Genomic DNA, 17,693 nt, shown 5'->3' on the forward strand with positions numbered 1-17,693 from the left:
AAGAAGCCAAAATGGATTTTCGGTTTCGGCTCTATGCCTCGGGAGTCTCGACTCGGTACGCAATCTATTTAAGCAATTTCACTATTGAAAAGTGGCATTGCTTACTTTATGAATCACACGTTTTACAGAAGATGCAGAAACGTTACAATCACTTGCGATATCAGTTTCTGAGCGAACTTGTGTTGCTGTATCTAAAATGGCTTTCTGAACATGGTTTGAGATAAAACAGTTATCCTCAACAACATTTGTTTTAGAAGTAAAAGTCCGACCACAAACCATACATTTAAAACGTTGTTTTAACAGATTTAAATACACTGCTATCTCTTGGAATCTTAAAAAAGTAATTCGCGATAAACGTTTTCCGTGTTTGTGTATTCGGTTTGGATTCGTATGATAACAGTGAGGACAAGTCATAGGCTTGTATGAAAGGGTACCAAAGATGACGTTAGATTTCTTACCTCTAATAACTACATCTTCTTCAACTTTAGTGATTTTAATATTATTATCTTTAATTTTTAGTAACTTTAATATATCATTACACATAGGCACAATATCTCCTTAATCGTTGGTTTGGTCACTTACAATTATAGAGATATTTGTGCTATTTTTGTACAAAAAAAGCAGGATGACTTATGTCACCCCACTATAAAAAATGAAGAACCATTATTAAAACGTCTTTTTTCCTAAATAGGGATTTATCCAAACGTGTGTTTATCAAAAATTTAATGTCTCTGCTTCTTTTTACGCTGTAAACAAAAAAAGAGGACAGCGTAATCATGGCGATTTCTGTCCCCTTCTTTGAAAAGTTAAAGATTCACTTTTGTGTATATTATTTCCGCTTCAAATGATTTTTGACACGATTAATCCAATTCCGTTTTGATTGTACAGGTTGCCCCATTTTAATTACATTTGATTCAGCAAGTTTTGCGCCATAATCTTTAGCTTCTTGCATCAAATACTCTTGTGAGTTCAATGGTTCTAAATCATTTTCAATGTAATGATAAACACCTTGCGCATCTTGGTATCGTCCTTTTTGATTATCCGACAATTGAAGATTTAAAAATTCAACTAACCGCTTCGCAATTTGTTTGTCCAATATAGGGAATAAAATTTCAACACGTTTAATCATATTGCGCGTCATCATATCAGCAGAAGATAGATAAATTTTTTCATCTCCATTATTATAGAAGTAATAGATACGGGAATGTTCTAAAAAACGGCCAACGATGCTGACAACTTCTATATTGTCACTAACGCCAGGTATTCCTGGTTTCAAGCAACAAATTCCGCGAATAATTAATTTTACTTCTACACCTGCTTGAGATGCTTCAAATAATTTTTTAATTAACGCTTTATCAGTTAGAGAGTTCATTTTCATCATCATTTTACCATTGCCAAATTGACGATGACTTTCAATTTCTTGATCGATGCGCTCAATAAAAGAATCTCTAATTTCATAAGGCGCCACAATCAACTTATGATAATCCGGTTTCACCGAATAACCACTTAAATAATTAAAGAAATTCATTGCATCCTCACCAATTTCTGGATCAGTGGTAATGATACCCATATCGGTATATAATTTTGCGGTTTTATCATTGTAGTTGCCTGTGCCTAGATGAACAAATGGAACTAACTGATGGTTAATTCTTTTGACAACAAGTGTGATTTTACTATGCGTTTTAAGGTGCGTCATCCCGTACATGACGTGACAACCTGCTTCTTCCAACATTCTTGCCCAATGAACATTGTTCTCTTCATCAAAGCGTGCCTTGAGTTCGACTAGAACGGTCACTTGCTTTCCATTTTCTGCAGCATGTTTAAGCGCTTCGATGATAGGCGAATCACTACTTACACGATACAAAGTTTGTTTTATCGCTAACGTATTAGGATCCTCTGAAGCTTCCTTAATAAAGTCAACAATTGGATCAAATGATTCATATGGATGATGGAAGAAAATATCTCTTTTCATTGCTAAGTCATAAATATTATGACGCCCGAGTGATTGCGGGATTTGTGGTGTATAAGACGGATAAGTTAATGATTTTAATTTATGTGATAAATGATCGACCAACTCAAAAACAAACGTCAAATCGAGTGGCCCGTCTGTGTAATAGACATCCTGATGCTCTAATTCTAACGTATCGATTAACCAGTCCATATTCATATCACACGGTTCACGGTTGTCTATTTCCAATCTCACCGCAGCACCACTTTTTCGTTCTTTTAGAAAGCGCTCGATTTCTATGAGTAAATCTTCTGCGCCATCTTCATGAATCGTTAAATCCGCATTTCTTGTAATTCTAAAAGTATAGGTATTCAGTATTTCATACCCTTTAAAGAGGTGACCCATGAAAAAGGAAATCAGATCTTCAACTAAAACAATATATTGTTTGCTACCTTCATTAACTGTAATAAATCGTTTAAGAAGCGTCGGTATTTGAACGATCGTAGCATTGATTTCATTACCCGTGTCAATATCCACAAATATATTGAGTGTTTTATTATTTAATTTTGGAAACGGCCGATAAGCATCTATTCCCAATGGTGTCAGTGTTGGCAAAATGTTTGATAAAAAGATGCTTTCTAATTTTTCTTTAAGCGATTCGCTCAAAGATTCAGGTTTACTAAAATAGATATCGTGTGTTTTTAATTGTTCTATGAGCGTATTAAAACGTTCATATTGGAATTTTACATTCTGACGATTTTTCTTTTCAATTTCCTTAAGTTGCTCTTGTGGTGTGAGCTGTGTTTTATTTTCAGGTTTGTCGAAGCCCATTTTAACTTGATCTTTTAAACCTGCAACACGAACCATAAAAAATTCATCTAAGTTAGAGCTTGCAATGGCAATAAATTTAAGTTGCTCTATCAATGGGTTTTGAGAATCACAGGCTTCTTGCAATACTCTATAGTTAAAGTCTAACCAGCTCACTTCACGATTGTTATAATACTCCGGATGATTAATATCAAAACTTCCCTTTTCAATAGTCACTTTATTTGTTCACCCCATTAATCTTCTACGAAACATCACTTCGTTTATGTTCTTAGCGTAACATAAAAATCTAAAGTCATTTTTCAAGATTTTGTAAACACAATATTAATTTTAGTTTTAAGCACTTTTTCAATATGCTTTTTCTGACGATTGGCTTGGTATGACTCGGCGATAGGCTCGCCTTTATAATAAACATATAAATCATAAGCGTCTTTATTTTGTTTTAACTCAACGCGACTCACACTATTCGTATTTGAAATATTAAGGGCATTCGTAAACTTAATCACACCACCTAATGTTTGAATCTCAGAAAGTTCATCATCACTAAACCATTTCGTCTCATCGCTATATATTTTTAACAACGTTTTGTTTTTATAGCTTGCTAATAGCGCAAGACGCACACGTTCTTTATGAGATAAACCATTAATACTTGAATTCGCAATGATATAGTACGTATGTTGTGAACTTGAATCTGCATCGATAAACTTACCAAGATAGTAAATATATGCCGCTTCAAGAAAAATTTGTTTTGATGATGCCTCAAAGTTCAATTTTCTAGCTTCTGACAGTTGATCAAGTAACGATTGTGCAAGTTTAACGCGTTGTTCCGCACCTGTTTCTTCAATTTTGTATTCGTTCGCAAGATGTCTTAAAGCATCACTTAAAACATTCGCTTTATTAAATTCATTTTTATGTTTTTTAGCAATTTGATTCATAATAAAGCCTTCACGAATCCCTTTTCTAGAGAAAGCAAATGCTTTTGCATGGATCATATCAAAAAGCACGTTAAATACAGCAACTGCCGGCAAAATAATATCGACACGGTCTCGGCTCAGCCCATCTAAATTTAATAATTCATCACGTGAATATTTCTTCAGTTTTTGATAAACTTCTTTCAGATCTTCATGTGCCATCGTGTAACCGTGAACACCAGCAATAGGATAATTATGTCCTGCTTGATGTACACGTGCACAGTTACGTGCCGAGCCGCCAATACCGATTAAATTAACCTCTTTATTTTGAATCCAATCTACTTTTTCAAATTCACCTTTTAAAAACTTCTCTATTTTTTTAATCGCATCTTTATCATTATGCTCCTTGCCTTCAAAAAACATTCTGATTAAAGTAACAACCCCAAACGGAAAACTGATGGCTTGTTTGATATTTTTATCTTCGAACAATGTCAATTCAGTAGAGCCACCACCGATATCAACTGTGATTCCATTTTGAATACTTGTCGTATGCGTCACAGCATATGCACCATAAAATGCCTCATCCTCTTCAGGAATGACAATGACTTTAATACCTAACTCTTTTTGAATTGATTTTAAAATTTGAGGTTGATTTTTGGATTGTCGTATCGCTGCAGTTGCGATTGGATATAGATGCTTGACTTTAAATTTATCTGCAACTTTTTTAAAACTACGCAGTGCGGTAGTCAATACATCAATACCTTCTTGTGTCATATTCTGATCATCATCCAAATATTGACTTAACCTTGCAGGTGTTTTAATATTTTGAATTTCATTTAACCCTGTACGTTCATCATATTGAAAAATAACCAAGCGAATCGTATTCGAACCAATATCTATTAAACCGTTTCGTTCCATGCTTTAAAAATGCCTCCAAACTATTTAGGATGAACCATATTTTCGGGTTTAATCCATTCATCAAATTGCGCTTCTGTTAAATGTCCGGATTGAATTGCTGCTTCTTTTAATGTCAAGCCTTCTTTATGTGCTTTCTTAGCGATGGCTGCTGCATTTTCATAACCGATATGAGTATTTAAAGCGGTTACAAGCATTAATGAACGGTTAAGATAATCATCAATATGTGAAGCAATCGGTTCGATTCCTACTGCGCAATTATCATTAAACGTGTTCATTCCATCTGCTAATAAATAAATTGATTGTAATGTGTTATGCAAAATCACAGGTTTGAAAACGTTGAGTTCAAAGTTACCTTGTGAACTTGAAATACCTACTACCGTATCATTACCCATGACTTGAACAGCCACCATCGTCAACATTTCACATTGTGTTGGATTAACTTTACCTGGCATAATGGAAGAGCCTGGTTCATTTTCAGGGATAGAAATTTCTGCTAATCCGGCACGTGGACCTGAGGCTAACCATCTAATGTCGTTGGCAATTTTCATTAAATCAGCCGCTAACGCTTTAAGCGTACCGTGTAATTGAACAACTTCATCATGCGCTGTTAATGCATGGAATTTATTTTCAGAAGAAACAAATGGATAGCCTGTATTTTCTGAAATATAAGCAGCTACTTTATCACCAAATTCTGGATGTGCATTAATACCTGTACCAACCGCAGTACCACCAATCGCTAAGTTGAGAATATGTTTTTTAGATTCTGCTAATAAATTGTCACATACCTCTAACATATAGCGCCAGCCACTCACTTCTTGACCGAGTGTAATAGGTGTAGCATCTTGTAAGTGGGTGCGCCCGATTTTAATAATGTCTTTAAATGATTGTTCTTTTTGATAGAAAGTATCTCTTAAGCGCTTAATTGCTGGTTCTAATTGCGTCTCTACTTGATGATATAAAGCAACATGCATGGCAGTTGGAAAAGTATCGTTAGAACTTTGAGATTTGTTCACATCATCATTAGGATGTATTTTTTCATCAATCCCTTTAGACGCTAAATATTCATTTGCAACGTGGCTTACGACTTCATTAACATTCATATTGCTTTGCGTGCCACTTCCTGTTTGCCATACGACTAATGGAAAATGTTCATCTAACTCACCATTTAATATACGTTCACAAGCATAAATAATAGCATCTTTTTTAGCATCACTAAGTTTTCCTAATTCATGGTTTGCAAGTGCGGCTGCACGTTTTAATTGCGCAAAACCGTATATGACTTCGATAGGCATCTTCTCTTTACCGACTGGAAAATTCTGCTTACTGCGTTGTGTTTGTGCACCCCAATATTTATCTGCTGGTACTTCAATTTCGCCAAATGTATCGTGTTCAATTCTTACTGACATTGATCTCGCTCCCCTTTAATTTAGAATGTTATTCTTCAATTAAATTATAGCATTAATTGAAATGCCCATTCAATTCTGTTTCGGAGATAAAACAAAAAAGTAGTATGCGCTGCGTTTAATAGAATTAACGCGTTACAGACTACTTTTTAAGGATGAAGAAATAAGTAAGACTTATGCTTTTTCTTCTTTACGATGATTAAGAAATTTAATTTTTACAGCTTGAACAATAGCGATTGCAGATAATAAATATAAAATCAATCCAATGACCATTGTTATTGGGCTAAAATCGATTAATAACCCCCAAAAACCTTGTAATTGTTGATAAAAGTCAGCAAGATATATTGTCAATGCTACAGTAATCGCAATACAACAAATCACACTAATGACAATGCCTTTTTGATTTGCTCTTACAAAAGTTTGCGCACTGGCAGCACGGTCATCAATAAGACCATTGGATAGATTGAGTTGGAGTTGGACAACTTTGAACAACACAGGTAGATATAAAGTCCCTAAAGCAAGCGGAAATGCTTTGATAGACAATAGATTAATGATTGTTGATAATACAAGTAACAATCCCCATTTACGATATAATTTCATGTATGTCACCTTTCAAGTTTTTCTATAGACGCCCTTATTTTATCATATTTTAGTACAGCTCAACGACAAAACAAGGCGAAAGTTTACGATCAACTTTCGCCCCTGTTTTCCATCTTATAAAGACAATATGTGTAATTTTGATTAAAAGATTACTTATCTGATCGAATATCAGCATCATGATCTTGATTTAATTTATCTTGATCATTTTTTTCTGAAATTTGTTCCATCTCTTTGCCTAATTCAACGACATCATCAAAACCTTCGACCATTTCATTTTCATATTGTTTTTGATCATCTTTCATTAAATTGCCACCTCTAATTTATGCATATAATGAAGTAAAATAGGCTCTAACATCATCTGGTAAACCTTGTGCAGCCGCTTCATCAAGGACAACAGTCACCATACGATGTGTTTTTAATGTTGACGGAATAAAGCTTGTATTCCCATTTTCTTCATATAACTTTTGAACTTGTGCCGCTTTATTTGAACCTGTGACAACGACAATAATTTCACGCGCTGGCATTACGGCATCATTCATTGGTAACCCAATTTGTCCGTTTTCATCAATAGTTAATACTTGTAACGTTAATTTTCCTTTGTTATCTTTTGTTTTAGCATGATGGGCAATAAATGATTCAACATTGTCATCATCTGGAACTTCATGCACTTGTTTCTCTGGTACGCCTAATGATTTAAAAAATGACGCTTGCTTATCATAGTCCAAAATATGAATTTGACTAAAATCTACACTATGACGATCAACATCTTGTTTTAAAAAATTTAAAACCGGCGCTTGGTCTTCATTTAAATGGACACCTACAATTGAGGTAGGATTATTATTAAGCTGTTTTCTTAAGATATCTGCTGTATATTTTGCCACTGTCTCTGCATCTTTAAATATTTTAAAATTCATTGCCATTATCGTACACTCCTCTATTGTCCTTACTAGTCTATAACATTAATAACTACATACCCATTTTATTGACATATTAAAACATCATTCATTAGGCATCATGCTGACTCATGTTCACTTTCAATTATAACCTTTTTAGTCATTAAATTCTTGTGATAGCTATCTAATCCTGTTGATTGACAGAACTATTGTAAATTTGGATAATTTTGCTGTCTCAATGCCTCATATACTAAAATAGCAGCTGTATTCGATAGATTCAGTGCACGGACATTTTCATTCATAGGAATACGCAAAGCTGTACTTTCATATTTTTCTTTGACCCAATCCGGTAAGCCCGTTGTTTCTTTTCCGAATATGAAATAATAATCTTCATTAGGATTTGAAAAATCTTGTGATGTATGATTTTTCGAACCAAATTTAGTGAGTAAGAAATACTGCCCTGCTGTTTGTTCGAAAAATGATTCAATATTATCATAATATGTAATTGAAACATATTTCCAATAATCTAAACCTGCACGTTTTAACATTTTGTCATCTGTACTAAAACCTAATGGTCGAATTAAGTGTAACTTTGTATCTGTTGCTGCACATGTACGTGCAATATTTCCTGTATTTGCAGGTATTTCTGGTTGGTATAATACGACATGAATTGTCATTATCCATCTCTCCTCATTTCTAAGCCTTTTAACATTTCAATTTGTACTTCTTCATCTTCATTTTCATAATGTGCCATAATATAAGGTTTAGCTAAATCGCCTTGAATTTGACCAATCGCCCAAAATGCAGTTGCTCGAATAAGCGGTCTCGGATCATTTTCTGCGACCTCTTTTAAATCTGGAATCGCATCTTCTTCTTTAAAATGTGCCAAAGCTATAATGGCATTACGTTGGATAGGTTTTTTGCCACGCCAAGCACCTGCAAGATGACCAAACGTATTTTTAAATGTTTTATTATTCATTTTCAATAATGGCACTAATCTTGGTTTTAAAATTTCTGGTTCTAATATAATATCATCTTGCTCAATATTAATCCCTCTATTTTTAGGGCAAACCTGCTGACACGTATCACAGCCGTACAAACGATTTCCAATTTTATAACGATATTCATCGGGCAAATAGCCTTTCGTTTGTGTTAAAAAGCTAATACATTTTTGACTGTTTAACTGACCGTCACCAACAAGTGCGCCAGTTGGGCAACGATCGACACATATTGTACAATCGCCACAACTCTCCATGATCGGATCATCAGGAGGAAACGGGATATTCACTAACATTTCACCTAAATAGGTATACGTCCCTAAATCAGGATGAATCACAAAGCTATTTCTACCTACAAAACCTAATCCTGCACGTTCAGCAACAGCTCTATCAGATAAAACACCGGTGTCAACCATAGACATCATCTAGGCGCATTTTTTAGTTTGTTTGGATATCCTACTGAGATGGCAATAATAGATTTTGCTGTTGGCAATGATAACTTAGGCTCTGTTCTTAAAGCAATATCTGATTCTTCAAACCCAGATGCATACCCTTTCGCATGGTAATCCACTAATTTTTGTTTCAACTCATCAAACGGGTCAGCTGTCGTAAAACCGATACGATTTATACCTATACTGTAGGCATACTCTATTATTTCTTCTTTTAATTGTAAGACATCCATAAACTCACCCCTTAAAAGTCACCACACTATTTTAACATATCTTTCTAGACCTGCGTTGTAATTCATTCAAGTTCTTTTTATTCGAATAAGCACAAAATAATAAAGAATGGCGTGCACACTCACCCATTGCTAGGCTATTGTCATTGCTTACGCCATTCAAATTATTTATAAATCATTATTTAACTAATACACGTTTTAAAAAGTTTTGCGTCCGTTGATGTTGCGGATTTTCAAAAACTTCATGAGAAGGTCCATCTTCAACAATATGACCATCCGCCATGAATATCACACGATCACTCACATTTTTGGCAAAGTCCATTTCGTGTGTCACAACCACCATAGTCATCCCTTCTTTTGCTAAAGATTTCATTACAGTCAACACTTCCCCGACAACTTCGGGATCAAGCGCTGATGTAGGTTCATCAAATAATAAAACATCAGGATTCATAGCAAGTGCACGTGCAATCGCAACCCTTTGTTTTTGTCCGCCAGACAATTGATTCGGATAGGCATCTGCTTTATCTTTAAGACCGACTTTGTCTAATAAATCGAGCGCATGGGCTTTTAAAGATGCTTTATCTCCTTTTTTCAATAAACTTGGGGCTAAAATAATATTATCAATGACTTTTTTATGCGGGAATAAATTAAAATTTTGGAAAACCATTCCCATTTTTTGACGTAGTTCATCAACTTTCGTCCCTTTTTCTGTTAAATCTCTTCCTTCAAAAATGACACTTCCTTTTGTAGGAACTTCTAATAAATTCATACAGCGTAATAAAGTACTTTTACCACTACCAGACGGCCCGATAATAGCAACGACCTCCCCTTTATGAACTTCCATATCAATCTGCACTAAAACTTCATTGTTTCCAAACGTTTTATTTAATTCTTTAATTTTAATCACTGACTCTCATTCTCCCTTCAACAAAATACATCAAACGTGAAAGTGTGAACGTTAATACAAAATATAATACAGCCGCAATGAGTAATGGCGTAAATGGATCAAATGAAGCACCTTGTACCACTTGTGCATTAAACATAATTTCGCTCACACCAATAACGGATACGATTGATGATTCTTTGATTACAGTTACAAATTCATTCCCTAAAGCAGGCAGAATATTTTTAATCGCTTGGGGCATAATCACGGTTTTCATCGTTTGAGCATAACTCAAACCTAAACTTCTCGCCGCTTCGGTTTGTCCTTTATCAACTGCATTGATACCCGCACGTATAATTTCGGCAATATAGGCAGAACAATTAATGACTAAAGCTACGGCACCACATATAAAAGCGGAAATATCGAGTCCAAGAACTGCAGTTGTCCCGAAAAACACTAAAAATACTTGTACAAGTAAAGGGGTTCCCCGTAAAAACTCAATGTAAAAAGAAGCAATCCATTTTAATGGCTTGATTGAACTAATTTTCATTAATGCAATGACGGCGCCTAAAGCTGCCCCTAAGACCACACCGATGATTGAAATCAGAATTGTACTTTTTAAACCAGTTACAAAAAATGTACCGTATTTAGAGAAAAAGTTACCATCATTTTCCATTGCGTCCGCAGCTATTTTTTCGTATTTTGGCATTAGATGTTGACCTTTTACATCTGCAATTGTTTGATTTACCTTATCCATTAATTCAGGAGAATGTTTAGGTATCGCAATAGCTGTAGGTTTGTCAGAATCCGCAAATGATGCGTTAGAAAAAGTAAGGTCATCATTTTGTGTCAAATAAGCTTTGCTGACAGCACTGTCCATAACAATCGCATCTACTTTATTACTTTTTAATGATAAAATGACTTCTGGTAATCGTGTTAAAGATTGAATATCGGCATCTTCAATTTCATTTTTTGCTAACTCTTCTTGCGTCGTTTGTTTTTGGACCCCAATTCTCTTTCCTTTTAAATCATCCAAAGTCTGATAATGTGCTTTATCCTTTTTACGAATAACCACTTTTTGTTGAACAGTCATATAGTTATCTGAAAAATCAACTTCTTTTTTACGCTCATCTGTCGGTGTCATACCCGAAATAATCATGTCGATTTTTCCTGTTTTTATAGCCCCTAACAAACTATCGAATTGCATATTCACAATTTTCAACTTAACACCATTATCCTTGGCAATTTTTTTCGCAAGTTCAATATCGATACCTGCATATTCCCTCTCACCATGAACTGTTCTTTCAAATTCCATTGGTGCATAATCTGCTGAAAGTCCAACCTTCAATACACCTCTTTTTTTAATGACTTGCCATTGATCCTCGCTTGCAGCTTTTGATACGTGCACAAGAGGCGATTGACATATAAGTAACACAACTATAAATAGTGCTGTAATCAGCTTCCCCAAATACTTCATCTCAGGACCTCCTTTTAAATTTATTCATTAATATACATATTTGCGTAATTTTATGCAATAATAAATTTTAAAAACGCGCAGTTTATAGTGAATTCCCCAGCTTACGTGATTTTTGTATACATTTTTGTCTTATTGTTAACAGTCAATTGGGTGAAAATTGCAGGTGATTTATAAAGAATGAACAAGAGGCGCTATCGTATTGCTATATGAAGTTAAAGGAAAAATAGAAAGTAAAAAAGACTGAGTTATCGTCAAATAGGACGAAATCTCAGTCTTTCTAATTATATACTCTTTGTGTATTTGTTTATGTATTCCATAAAGAATAGTGTTTATTGTTTCGGAATCTCAAAACGATAAATATCATCACGATAACCTGGTAAAATATTTTTACACACTTGATGAACAAACCACGCGACCGTAAATGGAACAATAAAATAACCAAACAGGAGTAAAATCATATTCATCGTTGGATCTCCATCCATACGGTTAAATGCATTAATCGGACCTACAAATCCAGAGTAACCAAATCCCGCAGACATAGGTGTTCCTTTAATGCCTATAAGATAAGTAATTAATCCTGTAACAATACCGTTTATTGTAAGAGGAATCATAATAATTGGATGTTTGAAATAAACAGGAATCATCATTTTTGTAGCACCAATAATAAGAACAACGAGAACACCTGCTTTATTCACACGCAATGAGCCAACCAAGAATGTCATACTCGCAGCAACAATACCCATATTTCCTGCCCCACTCGCTAAGCCACTCAACGATACCGCCGTCGCAATAGCAACAAGAGAAATGGGCGTTACCATTAATAACGCAAAAGTTATTGCAATAAGAATACTCATTATAAGCGGGTTTAGCTCCGTAAAAGTCTGAATCATTTTACCTAAAGCTCCTGTAATACGGCTTATATAAGGCAGTGTTAATAGACCAACAATACCTGAAAACACAGGAATAATTATAGGTAAAATAATCATATCGAGTGAGCCAAATTTGCCATCTAACACTTTAAATAAGAAACAAGTGAGCATTACGATCAACATGACATTAATAATGTCCCCGACACCTTGCAAAATGAACTGGCTTCCTTTAAATTGAATGACACCCGAGCCAATCATTGCTGAAGTACCAGTAAATACAACACCTGAGCCAGAAAATTTAAACGCATGCGCAGCCAGTGCACCGATAATAAATGGCATAAACGACTGAATCACGACCACAATTTGATGGAGTTGCTCAAGGAGGGGTTGACCTTCTTTAAAAAATTTAAGCAATTCACCTAAAAATGCATTGGGTAATAACGCTATGACCACACCTGCTGCAACAGCATTTAAGATCACACTGAAGAAAGACTTGTTACTCGATTTTTCTTTTGAAGTCACTTGTTGTGTCCTCCTCTATTAAGAATAGCTTTATCATAATATAAGATATAGATTGAAACAATATGCAAATATAAATTTTAAACCAACCTTTTTCTATTACAAATTTTTCTAAAAGGTCTTAAATCATCAGCTATTAAGCTCTCAACGTTTAACACTCTACTAAAATTTATTTTCGTATAAATTCGTCACCTACAATGAAGTGAACATTTGCACTCTTTCAATATAACTTTATAGTTTGAATCATTTCATTATGAATTTAACTATCCTCAATGATTTTCAAATGATTATTACAATTCTAGTATAATTCTATTTTATTCTCTTTAACAATAGGTATGTAAAGGATTGAAACTAAAACAAAGTCAATCATTTTTATACTCTGAGCTTGATTAAAATATAGAGATATATATAAAACAATAAAAAAGAATAAGACGCTATTTCAACTCGATTTCGAAACCATATAAAATTGTGGTTTTATTTTGATATATCCTAGTGGTACTAAAAAAGAAGTTAAACAAATCCAATTGCTTAACTTCTACATATATAATATGATCCTGATCCGTTAAATAAAATAAACCAATTAATGTTGAATTAAGATGAAACACCTTAAGTTATACAGAAATGATTGAAATTAACGATATTTTTCTAGAGAATGCGTAACAATCATTTCACATAATTGTTCATAATTGATTCCATGCGCTTCAGCTTCTTGAGGAAGTAAACTTGTGGGTGTCATACCTGGTAATGAATTTGCTTCAATACAAAAAATATTATCATTACTGTCCATTATGAAGTCAACCCTACCATAAACTTCTAAGCCTAACTTTTTAAATACTTTCAAAGCAATATTTTGCATTCTTTCTGTTTGATCATCACTTATATTTGCAGGTGTAATTTCTTCTGTTGCACCTGGTTGATATTTATTTGAATAATCATAAAAGCCGTCTTTAGGTATTAATTCAATAATTGGCAACACTTTTTCACCTATAATTCCAACAGAAAATTCTCTTCCGGCTATTTTCTTCTCTATTAAAATTGTATCTGAATATTGTTTTGATAATGTAATAGCGTCTAATAATTCACGCTGATCATCGACAACTTTTACTCCAATACTCGAGCCGTTATCATTAGGTTTTACAACTGCAGGTGCTTTGATAGTATTAATATTTTCATTATTCATGATGCGCCACTCAGGAGTTAAAATATGATTGACAGTCATTAACTCTTTAGAAACTATTTTATCCATGGCCAATAGGCCACCTTTATACCCTGTGCCTGTATATTTGATATTGTATAAATCAAATATGGCTTGCAATTTACCATTCTCACCAATACCGCCATGAAGGCCCAAAAATACAATATCAGCAGTCTGACAGATATCAATGATATTATCTCCAATTTCATTTTTCCGACCATTGTTTTTATCAATTAATTCTTCTAAATCTGGAGCAACTTCAGGCACCTCATAATCATAAACAGATTCCCCATATTTATTATATGCTTCTTCAAAGTTCTTAACTTCTTTTAATCCTAAATATAAATCTAACATCAATACTTTATGACCATTTTTGATTAATGCATTTGCGATTTGAGCTCCTGAAGATAAAGAAACATCTCTTTCATCACTTAAACCACCAGCTAATACGATAATATTCATATAGTTTCTCTCCTAAAGACTATTTTATCCAGTCAAAATTTTCTGATTTTAACTCTATTTTACATTACTTTACTTTTGAATTCACAGCTCATTTTTAATTGATTACACTAAAATCTTATTAAATCAGACTATTTAGGCTTATACAATGGGTTTCTTATGGTTATAGAAATTTCGGTTCTTCATTTTTTATGGTGGGATGGCATAAGTCATCCTGCTTTTTTGTACAAAAATAGCGCAAATGCCTCTATAATTTTAAGTGACTAAACCAAAAATAAAGGAGACATATTGCGCCTATGTGTAATGATTGATTAAAGTTACTAAAAATTAAAGATAATAATATTAAAATCACTAAAGTTGAAGAAGATGTAGTTATTAGAGGTAAGAAATCTAACGTCATCTTTGGTACCCTTTCATACAAGCCTATGACTTGTCCTCACTGTTATCATACGAATCCAAACCGAATACACAAACACGGAAAACGTTTATCGCGAATTACTTTTTTAAGATTCCAAGAGATAGCAGTGTATTTAAATCTGTTAAAACAATGTTTTAAATGTATGGATGGAAAGTGTTACGCTTCTACAGAAAGTATGAGGATATCATTGCTTATACGATTGGAACCCCTCAATTCAATAATGGAGCGATTGAAGGAATTAATCAAAAAGTTAAACTGATTAAAAGAGTTTCATATGGCTATCGCAACTTTTATAACTTCAAAAATCGCATTTTTATTATTTTTAGACTGTATAAAAGACCAAAGAAAAAAGCAATGCCACTTTTCAATAGTGAAATTGCTTAAATAGATTGCGTACCGAGTCGAGACTCCCGAGGCATAGAGCCGAAACCGAAAATCCATTTTGGCTTCTTATGAGCTACAATAAAAGCCAAAATTAGTTGAGGTAAGGCGCCTGGGAAAGCGAGACTCGAAGAAGCAATCGGAAGTTTGCGACTTAATTATTATAGACACATAACCACCATATAAAGTGTACAGCCTCATTTCCAAGGTATTTGTAAGTGAATATAAAAAACGCATTAAACAACAAAATAACGTTGCTTAATGCGTCATCGTCTCGCCAACCGACGTTGACAAAGAACCCCTATAAAAAGCCCCTAAACACAACGCTTAAGGGCTTTAATCTATACCGGTGGTCGGGGTCGAACCGACACGTCTGTGAAGACACGGGATTTTGAGTCCCGCGCGTCTGCCAATTCCGCCACACCGGCATAATCTAAAAAAATCCAATACAACTATTGGAAAATGGAGCGGAAGATAGGACTTGCACCTATACCTCTTTCCGGGAAGGAAAGTGTTCTAGAATTGAACTACTCCCGCATGATATGCAATTGTTATTTTAAATAATGGAGCGGAAGATAGGACTTACACCTATACCTCTTTCCGGGAAGGAAAGTGTTCTAAAAATTGAACTACTCCCGCATATGTCATATCAATGGAGGCGGCAACCGGATTTGAACCGGTGAATAGAGGTTTTGCAGACCTCGGCCTTACCACTTGGCTATGCCGCCAAAAGTAACTGGGCTAGCTGGATTCGAACCAGCGCGTGACGGAGTCAAAGTCCGTTGCCTTACCGCTTGGCTATAGCCCATTAATTTTAAATAAAGGGCGGTTGATGGGAATCGAACCCACGAGTGTCGGAACCACAATCCGATGCGTTAACCACTTCGCCACAACCGCCATGGCAGGGGCAGTAGGAATCGAACCCACATCAAAGGTTTTGGAGACCTCTATTCTACCGTTGAACTATGCCCCTATTGATATGGTGGAGGGGGGCAGATTCGAACTGCCGAACCCGAAGGAGCGGATTTACAGTCCGCCGCGTTTAGCCACTTCGCTACCCCTCCAAGACATAATGCCGGCCAGAGGACTTGAACCCCCAACCTACTGATTACAAGTCAGTTGCTCTACCAATTGAGCTAGGCCGGCAAAAAGTGGTTCAGGACGGAATCGAACCGCCGACACAAGGATTTTCAGTCCTTTGCTCTACCGACTGAGCTACTGAACCATAATAATAATGGCGGTCCCGACGGGAATCGAACCCGCGATCTCCTGCGTGACAGGCAGGCGTGTTAAACCGCTCCACTACGGGACCTTTAAAAATAATTGCGGGAGGCGGATTTGAACCACCGACCTTCGGGTTATGAGCCCGACGAGCTACCGAACTGCTCCATCCCGCGGTAATAATATTTATAATGGCGGAGGAAGAGGGATTCGAACCCCCGCGAGCCGTTAAGCCCCTGTCGGTTTTCAAGACCGATCCCTTCAACCAGACTTGGGTATTCCTCCTAATTATATGGACCTTGCAGGACTCGAACCTGCGACCGAACGGTTATGAGCCGTTAGCTCTAACCAACTGAGCTAAAGGTCCTAATAATATTCAACTAAAATTAGTGGCGGCGGAGGGGATCGAACCCCCGACCTCACGGGTATGAACCGTACGCTCTAGCCAGCTGAGCTACGCCGCCGTATATAGTTGTTACAATATTGAATTAAATATGGTGGAGACTAGCGGGATCGAACCGCTGACCTCCTGCGTGCAAAGCAGGCGCTCTCCCAGCTGAGCTAAGCCCCCATAATTAATGATGTTAAATCGGGAAGACAGGATTTGAACCTGCGACCCCTTGGTCCCAAACCAAGTGCTCTACCAAGCTGAGCTACTTCCCGGAAGGTATGTAGCGCGCCCGATAGGAGTCGAACCCATAACCTTTTGATCCGTAGTCAAACGCTCTATCCAGTTGAGCTACGGGCGCATGTTGCAATAATGGTGCCGAGGACCGGAATCGAACCGGTACGGTGATCTCTCACCGCAGGATTTTAAGTCCTGTGCGTCTGCCAGTTCCGCCACCCCGGCAAAACAATGGAGCAGAAGACGGGATTCGAACCCGCGACCCCAACCTTGGCAAGGTTGTATTCTACCGCTGAACTACTTCTGCATATGCGGGTGAAGGGAGTCGAACCCCCACGCCGTAAGGCGCTAGATCCTAAGTCTAGTGCGTCTGCCAATTCCGCCACACCCGCTAATGGTGAGCCATAGAGGATTCGAACCTCTGACCCTCTGATTAAAAGTCAGATGCTCTACCAACTGAGCTAATGGCTC

General features: G+C 36.0%; 12 protein-coding genes, 22 tRNA genes and 2 pseudogenes. 1 reads left to right on the forward strand and 35 read right to left on the reverse strand.

Going from position 1 to position 17,693, the window contains the following annotated elements:
- Positions 1 to 81: 81 nt before the first annotated feature.
- The 13 genes and pseudogenes from HMPREF1208_RS12055 to HMPREF1208_RS06055 form a co-directional block, all read right to left on the reverse strand.
- Positions 82 to 543, reverse strand: coding sequence for an ISL3 family transposase (locus HMPREF1208_RS12055; protein ID WP_016425464.1), 462 nt, complete (start codon positions 541 to 543; stop codon positions 82 to 84).
- Positions 544 to 829: 286 nt separating this feature from the next.
- Positions 830 to 2,992 (reverse strand): RNA degradosome polyphosphate kinase, encoded by a 2,163-nt coding sequence (locus HMPREF1208_RS06005; protein ID WP_016425465.1) that lies wholly within the window; start codon positions 2,990 to 2,992, stop codon positions 830 to 832.
- Between the two features lie 83 nt (positions 2,993 to 3,075).
- Positions 3,076 to 4,602 carry an exopolyphosphatase gene (ppx, locus tag HMPREF1208_RS06010; RefSeq protein ID WP_016425466.1) on the reverse strand — a complete coding sequence of 509 codons (1,527 nt, stop codon included), beginning with the start codon at positions 4,600 to 4,602 and terminating at the stop codon, positions 3,076 to 3,078.
- Positions 4,603 to 4,622: 20 nt separating this feature from the next.
- Entirely contained in the window at positions 4,623 to 6,008 is a 1,386-nt protein-coding gene (gene fumC, locus HMPREF1208_RS06015) for a class II fumarate hydratase (protein ID WP_016425467.1), read from the reverse strand.
- 171 nt (positions 6,009 to 6,179) lie between these two features.
- Positions 6,180 to 6,605, reverse strand: a complete 426-nt coding sequence (locus HMPREF1208_RS06020) for a hypothetical protein (protein WP_016425468.1) — start codon at positions 6,603 to 6,605, stop codon at positions 6,180 to 6,182.
- A 149-nt stretch (positions 6,606 to 6,754) separates the two neighbouring features.
- Positions 6,755 to 6,907 (reverse strand): SAS053 family DNA gyrase inhibitor, encoded by a 153-nt coding sequence (locus HMPREF1208_RS12190; RefSeq protein WP_016425469.1) that lies wholly within the window; start codon positions 6,905 to 6,907, stop codon positions 6,755 to 6,757.
- 18 nt (positions 6,908 to 6,925) lie between these two features.
- On the reverse strand, positions 6,926 to 7,525 hold the full coding sequence (locus HMPREF1208_RS06025) for a 6-phosphogluconolactonase (protein ID WP_016425470.1): 600 nt from the start codon (positions 7,523 to 7,525) through the stop codon (positions 6,926 to 6,928).
- 179 nt (positions 7,526 to 7,704) lie between these two features.
- Positions 7,705 to 8,175: a tRNA (uridine(34)/cytosine(34)/5-carboxymethylaminomethyluridine(34)-2'-O)-methyltransferase TrmL gene (trmL, locus tag HMPREF1208_RS06030; protein ID WP_016425471.1), complete on the reverse strand. Its 471-nt coding sequence runs from the start codon at positions 8,173 to 8,175 to the stop codon at positions 7,705 to 7,707.
- Positions 8,175 to 9,178 (reverse strand): annotated as a pseudogene (queG, locus tag HMPREF1208_RS06035) (tRNA epoxyqueuosine(34) reductase QueG). Before queG ends, trmL begins: the two are co-directional and overlap by 1 nt.
- Before the next feature lie 175 nt (positions 9,179 to 9,353).
- Complete coding sequence (locus HMPREF1208_RS06040) at positions 9,354 to 10,082, reverse strand: amino acid ABC transporter ATP-binding protein (protein ID WP_016425474.1); 729 nt, start codon at positions 10,080 to 10,082, stop codon at positions 9,354 to 9,356.
- Entirely contained in the window at positions 10,075 to 11,535 is a 1,461-nt protein-coding gene (locus tag HMPREF1208_RS06045; protein ID WP_016425475.1) for an ABC transporter substrate-binding protein/permease, read from the reverse strand. The genes HMPREF1208_RS06040 and HMPREF1208_RS06045 overlap by 8 nt, the downstream gene beginning before the upstream one ends.
- Before the next feature lie 329 nt (positions 11,536 to 11,864).
- Positions 11,865 to 12,926 (reverse strand): PTS transporter subunit IIC, encoded by a 1,062-nt coding sequence (locus HMPREF1208_RS06050; protein ID WP_016425476.1) that lies wholly within the window; start codon positions 12,924 to 12,926, stop codon positions 11,865 to 11,867.
- Positions 12,927 to 13,554: 628 nt separating this feature from the next.
- Positions 13,555 to 14,580, reverse strand: a complete 1,026-nt coding sequence (locus HMPREF1208_RS06055; protein ID WP_016425477.1) for a D-alanine--D-alanine ligase family protein — start codon at positions 14,578 to 14,580, stop codon at positions 13,555 to 13,557.
- Positions 14,581 to 15,142: 562 nt separating this feature from the next.
- Here HMPREF1208_RS06055 and HMPREF1208_RS06060 point away from each other — a divergent pair.
- Positions 15,143 to 15,379 (forward strand): annotated as a pseudogene (locus HMPREF1208_RS06060) (transposase); the annotation flags it as partial.
- Between the two features lie 341 nt (positions 15,380 to 15,720).
- Here the strand turns inward: HMPREF1208_RS06060 and HMPREF1208_RS06065 are convergent.
- The 22 genes from HMPREF1208_RS06065 to HMPREF1208_RS06170 all read right to left on the reverse strand — a co-directional run bounded on the left by HMPREF1208_RS06065 (position 15,721) and on the right by HMPREF1208_RS06170 (position 17,693).
- Positions 15,721 to 15,804 (reverse strand) — tRNA-Leu (locus HMPREF1208_RS06065).
- A 35-nt stretch (positions 15,805 to 15,839) separates the two neighbouring features.
- A tRNA-Gly gene (locus HMPREF1208_RS06070) sits at positions 15,840 to 15,913 on the reverse strand.
- A 27-nt stretch (positions 15,914 to 15,940) separates the two neighbouring features.
- Positions 15,941 to 16,015, reverse strand: a tRNA-Gly gene (locus tag HMPREF1208_RS06075).
- 14 nt (positions 16,016 to 16,029) lie between these two features.
- Positions 16,030 to 16,104: transfer RNA gene (locus HMPREF1208_RS06080), tRNA-Cys, on the reverse strand.
- Positions 16,105 to 16,112: 8 nt separating this feature from the next.
- A tRNA-Gln gene (locus HMPREF1208_RS06085) sits at positions 16,113 to 16,184 on the reverse strand.
- Positions 16,185 to 16,200: 16 nt separating this feature from the next.
- A tRNA-His gene (locus tag HMPREF1208_RS06090) sits at positions 16,201 to 16,273 on the reverse strand.
- A 2-nt stretch (positions 16,274 to 16,275) separates the two neighbouring features.
- Positions 16,276 to 16,349 (reverse strand) — tRNA-Trp (locus tag HMPREF1208_RS06095).
- Between the two features lie 7 nt (positions 16,350 to 16,356).
- Positions 16,357 to 16,440 (reverse strand) — tRNA-Tyr (locus HMPREF1208_RS06100).
- A 9-nt stretch (positions 16,441 to 16,449) separates the two neighbouring features.
- A tRNA-Thr gene (locus HMPREF1208_RS06105) sits at positions 16,450 to 16,522 on the reverse strand.
- Positions 16,523 to 16,528: 6 nt separating this feature from the next.
- Positions 16,529 to 16,601: transfer RNA gene (locus HMPREF1208_RS06110), tRNA-Phe, on the reverse strand.
- A 10-nt stretch (positions 16,602 to 16,611) separates the two neighbouring features.
- Positions 16,612 to 16,688 (reverse strand) — tRNA-Asp (locus HMPREF1208_RS06115).
- An 11-nt stretch (positions 16,689 to 16,699) separates the two neighbouring features.
- Positions 16,700 to 16,773: transfer RNA gene (locus HMPREF1208_RS06120), tRNA-Met, on the reverse strand.
- A gap of 16 nt (positions 16,774 to 16,789) precedes the next feature.
- A tRNA-Ser gene (locus HMPREF1208_RS06125) sits at positions 16,790 to 16,882 on the reverse strand.
- Between the two features lie 8 nt (positions 16,883 to 16,890).
- A tRNA-Ile gene (locus HMPREF1208_RS06130) sits at positions 16,891 to 16,964 on the reverse strand.
- 23 nt (positions 16,965 to 16,987) lie between these two features.
- Positions 16,988 to 17,061, reverse strand: a tRNA-Met gene (locus tag HMPREF1208_RS06135).
- A 31-nt stretch (positions 17,062 to 17,092) separates the two neighbouring features.
- Positions 17,093 to 17,168, reverse strand: a tRNA-Ala gene (locus HMPREF1208_RS06140).
- An 18-nt stretch (positions 17,169 to 17,186) separates the two neighbouring features.
- Positions 17,187 to 17,260: transfer RNA gene (locus HMPREF1208_RS06145), tRNA-Pro, on the reverse strand.
- A gap of 12 nt (positions 17,261 to 17,272) precedes the next feature.
- Positions 17,273 to 17,346: transfer RNA gene (locus tag HMPREF1208_RS06150), tRNA-Arg, on the reverse strand.
- A gap of 12 nt (positions 17,347 to 17,358) precedes the next feature.
- Positions 17,359 to 17,447: transfer RNA gene (locus HMPREF1208_RS06155), tRNA-Leu, on the reverse strand.
- 7 nt (positions 17,448 to 17,454) lie between these two features.
- Positions 17,455 to 17,529, reverse strand: a tRNA-Gly gene (locus HMPREF1208_RS06160).
- Positions 17,530 to 17,532: 3 nt separating this feature from the next.
- Positions 17,533 to 17,614: transfer RNA gene (locus HMPREF1208_RS06165), tRNA-Leu, on the reverse strand.
- Between the two features lie 3 nt (positions 17,615 to 17,617).
- Positions 17,618 to 17,693, reverse strand: a tRNA-Lys gene (locus HMPREF1208_RS06170).

The organism is Staphylococcus sp. HGB0015 (assembly GCF_000411275.1).
GTDB lineage: Bacteria > Bacillota > Bacilli > Staphylococcales > Staphylococcaceae > Staphylococcus > Staphylococcus schleiferi.